At 68.6% G+C, this 4073-nt stretch carries 4 protein-coding genes and 1 pseudogene; all 5 read left to right on the top strand.

Annotation, left to right across the window (positions count from 1 at the left end):
- Positions 1–741: hypothetical protein (locus tag VD972_RS41640; protein ID WP_324994970.1), on the top strand; the 741-nt coding region annotated here is incomplete at its 5' end.
- Between the two features lie 82 nt (positions 742–823).
- On the top strand, positions 824–1510 hold the full coding sequence (locus tag VD972_RS41635; RefSeq protein ID WP_324994967.1) for an SDR family NAD(P)-dependent oxidoreductase: 687 nt from the start codon (positions 824–826) through the stop codon (positions 1508–1510).
- Between the two features lie 53 nt (positions 1511–1563).
- Positions 1564–2880 (top strand): tetratricopeptide repeat protein, encoded by a 1317-nt coding sequence (locus tag VD972_RS41630; RefSeq protein WP_324994966.1) that lies wholly within the window; start codon positions 1564–1566, stop codon positions 2878–2880.
- A gap of 283 nt (positions 2881–3163) precedes the next feature.
- Entirely contained in the window at positions 3164–3334 is a 171-nt protein-coding gene (locus VD972_RS41625; protein WP_324994964.1) for a hypothetical protein, read from the top strand.
- A gap of 39 nt (positions 3335–3373) precedes the next feature.
- Positions 3374–4073 (top strand): annotated as a pseudogene (locus VD972_RS41620) (hypothetical protein); the annotation flags it as partial.

The following is a 4073-nucleotide window of genomic DNA, read 5'->3' as shown; positions in this document are numbered from 1 at the left end:
CCGCCCCTGGATCGCTCGAAGTTCCAGCAGGCGCCCATCCCGGCTCCTGCCCCGGACCGGGCCAGGCTCGCCATGAATGCCACTCACACCGAGAACGGGATGCTGCAGCCCTCCGCCCAGGTGGAGGCAGCCATCCTCGGCGCGGTGAATAGCGTGGGCACGGACTATGGGTACATGAAGGCCATGGGCCACCAGGAGAGCAAGTTCGACCCCGCGGCGAAGGCCGGCACGAGCAGCGCCACCGGCCTGTACCAGTTCCTCGACCAGACGTGGCTGGAGACGGTCAAGAAGCACGGCGCCGAGCACGGCATGGGAGATCTGGCTGCCCAGATCTACCGGGACAATGACACGGGGAAGTACATGGTGGCGGATCCCACCCTGAGGCAGCAGATCCTCGATCAGCGCTACGACCCGACCGCCAGCGCCTTGATGGCGGCGGAGTTCGCTCAGGACAACCAGAACCACCTGAGGAGGACGCTGGGTATCGAGGCGGGCCCCACCGAGCTCTACATGGCCCACTTCCTGGGAGCCGGGGGCGCGACGAAGTTCCTGGGCGCGCAAGGCAACGGCAAGGGCGACCAGATCGCTGCCAACTTCTTCCCCTCTCAGGCCGAGGCCAACCGCAACATCTTCTACGTCAAGGAGACCGGCCAGGCGCGGACCCTCGATGAGGTCTACGCGCTGCTGAATGAGAAGATTGCCCCCAGGGCAGAGGCCTACGAGCTCGCTCGCGGCGAGTAGGCACAGTCAGAGTGAACAGTCAGGGTGGCTCTGGTGCTCGGCCAGAGCCACCTTCCGGCCTGCGGTGTGATATCTCGCGGCCATGAAACGTACGATTGTGGTGTGCGGCCATGGGCCCGGCATCTCCGACGCCGTGGCGCGCAGGTTTGGAAGAGAAGGGTTCGCAGTCGCGCTCGTCGCGCGCAACGCGGAGCGACTGACGGCTGCGGCCACAGCGCTGACAGGCGCCGGAATCGACGCGAGAGGCTTTCCCTGCAACCTCGGCGACCCTGAGGCTGTGCGCTCGCTCATCCGCGAGGTGCGCGCGTCGCTCGGGCCGATCGCGGTCCTTCACTGGAACGCGTATGGCGGCGGCGCAGGCGACCTGACCACCGCGCCCGTCGAGGAGCTGCACGCACCGCTCAACGTGTCGGTGTTCGGGATGCTGGCCGGAGTACAAGAGGCGCTGCCCGACCTCAAGAAAGAGAAGGGCGCGGTCCTCGTCACGGGTGGCGGCCTCTCCTTCTACGACCCGAAGGTCGACGCGATGGCAGTCCAGTGGGGTGCGATGGGGCTCGCGGTCGCGAAGGCCGCGCAGCACAAGGCCGTCGGCCTGCTCCACCAGAAGCTCGCGGGCGACGGTGTCTACGTCGCTGACCTCGTCGTGCTCGGGCAGGTCAAGGGCACCGCGTTCGACTCTGGCCATGCCACGCTCGAGGCATCCGCCATCGCCGAGAAGTTCTGGGAGCTGCACCAGCGTCGCGCAGGACCCTCGGCCAACTTCCCGTAGCGGCCGGGTCATCGACGCTCGCGAAGTTCGATTCTGAGGGATACTTCCGCCTCATGGCTCAGAGCGAACTCTACCGACGTGGGTACGAGCAGCTGAAGGCAGGCAACTACGAGGAGGCCCAGCGCCTCTTCCGCGAGCACGAGGATGCGTCCGGCACCGCCGCCGAGACGAAGGCCTTGTTGCTCCAGGCGGAGGCTCTCCTCACCGAGGGCGACGTGAGCGGGGCGGCTGCGCTCTATCAGCAGCTCCAGGAGCGCAACCCCTCCCTGCCCGAGGTCTACCTGGGCCTCACCCGCATCAGCCTCTTCACGAGGCAGCTCGAAGCGGCGCGCGTCCACGCCACCGCGGCCACTCGCCTGGGGCCAGAGCAGGGCCTCGCCTGGGCGCTCCTGGGCATGGTGCACGAGGCGGAGGGTGACCTGGCCACCGCGCTGCAGCACCTGCGCAAGGCCACCGAGGTCTCTCCCTCGGTCTTCCTCTGCCAGCTCAACTACGGACGGGTCCTCGCCGCCGCGGGCCGTCCCGCCGAGGGCATCGTGCCGCTGAGCCGGGCCACCGAGCTCGAGCCCAACAACCCCGACGCCTTCTACACGCTCGGCATCGCCTGCAAGCAGGCGCGGCAGTACGAGAGCTCCCTCCGGGCCTTCGAGAAGGCAAGGGATCTGAACCCGAAGAACGTCGACGCCTGGGCCACGCTCGCCGACGTGCTCTTCGAGGTGAAGGAGTTCCAGGCGGCGCGCGACATCCTCGACCGAGGGCTCGCGGCCTGCGGCGACCCTCCAGCCCTGCTGGAGAAGGCGCTGGCCGCGGCGATGATGCTCTCCGACGCCGAAGGCGCCATCGGCTACGTCGAGCGCGAGCTCAAGGTGGTCCCCGACCACGAGCAGAGCTGGATCAACCTCGCCCACCTCCAGCTCCTGACGAATGACTTCGCCAAGAGCGAGAAGGCGGCCCGCGAGCTGCTGAGGCGCAACCCGAACAGCTGGGAGGCGTGGTTCCACCTGGGCAACCTCTTCGAGGCGATGACGCTCGAGAAGGAGGCAGAGGAGGCCTACCGCAAGGCCATCGACCTGGACCCCGACAACTGGAAGCCCCTGGCCAGCCTCGCCGGGCTCCTCATCCAGACGGACTCGCGGCCCAAGAACTCCGAGGCCGTCCCGCTGCTGGAGCAGGCGCTGATGCTCGCGCCCAAGGGGGAGTGGCGGGTGCACTACAACCTGGCGCTCGCCTACACGAAGCTCGGGAAGCAAGAGCGTGCCCTCGAGCTCACTCGCAAAGTCCAGCGCGAAGCCCCCGCGGGCGACCCCATGGTCGCGGAGGCCCGGAAGCTGGAGTCCAACCTGCTGGAGGCGGCGGACCCTCAGGGCTGAGCTCGCGCGGCGTGCTTTGGGAGTGGGGCGCCTGAGCTGCCTTCAGGGCTGCTAGCCTGGGGCTCCATGCGCCTCTTCCTCTGCCTGCTCTGCCTTTGTCTGGCGTGCTGGAGCTCTCCGTCCGCCAGCGCTCCGTCGCCCGCGGCACCCTGATTGGCGCCGGGGCTGGCTTTCTCACAGGGATTCCCTACGGTTATCTCCTCTGTGGTGCCATTGATTACAGCTCCACGGCAGGCTGCCTCCTGACGGGCGGTCGGGTCGGTGTCCTCCCCGGGGAACCATCGTGCAGCTCAGCTTGCTGGCCTCCGGCGTCGTCACGCTGGCCGAGCCCGATGACGCTTTCGGCTCGGGCCTCCGCATCGAGGCGCTCGCGCAGATCGGCCCTCACATCGCCGTAGGCCCCAAGGATGGGCGGCAGCTCACCCTCGGTATCGGTACGCGCCTCTTCTGGTAGCAGCGGGTTCCCCGCGGATCAGGCTACTATGGGGGCCGAGTGGATCTCGGAGCGAAGGCATACCTCGCGCTGTTCGGACTGCTGCTCGCGCTCGCGGGGGCAGCGGACGCGGCGGAGCCTTCCCGCCGCCGTCCGCCGGTCGTCTTCAGCGGCAACCTCGTCCTGAACGACGAGGTCTATCTCGCCGTCCTCGATCTGCCGCCTGACTTCGTGCCCGACAAGAGCGGCGCGGCCCTGGTGCGCACGCGGGTCCTCTCGTTCCTGCGCCGCGCCGGCTACGAGCTCGCGCGCGTCGAGACGGCGGTGGACGGCAACCGCATCCTCGTGGACATCGACGAAGGCCGGGTCGAGAAGATCATCCTCCGGGGCCAGAGCTCCCTGCGGACGGTGCAGGTGCTGCTCGGCCTGAGCCTCCCCCACAACATCTTCAACCGCCCCTACCTGGAGCGCCAGCTGCTGGCGCTGCGCGCGGACACCGGCGTGGAGCTCGAGCGCTTCGAGCTCGTGCACACGAGTGAGGTGCCACACCTGGGGCCCCAGGTGGAGGATCTGGGCCCCATCGTCGATGACATTGGCCGGTTCGTGGGCCACCCCCTCATCCCCCCGCGCGCCGACTACGAGCTGCACATCCTCTTCCGCCGTCGCGAGTGGGCCACGGGGGCGGGGGTTGTCGCCGGGCTGAGCGGCGTGGACGGCCTGCGGCTCGGGCTCGAGTACCGAGGAGCGGGCCTCGTGTTCT

It is taken from the genome of Hyalangium sp. (assembly GCF_035629615.1).
Lineage (GTDB): Bacteria > Myxococcota > Myxococcia > Myxococcales > Myxococcaceae > Hyalangium.
The sequence above is the reverse complement of the archived record's forward strand: the minus strand, read 5'-3'. Positions and strand labels throughout refer to the sequence as shown.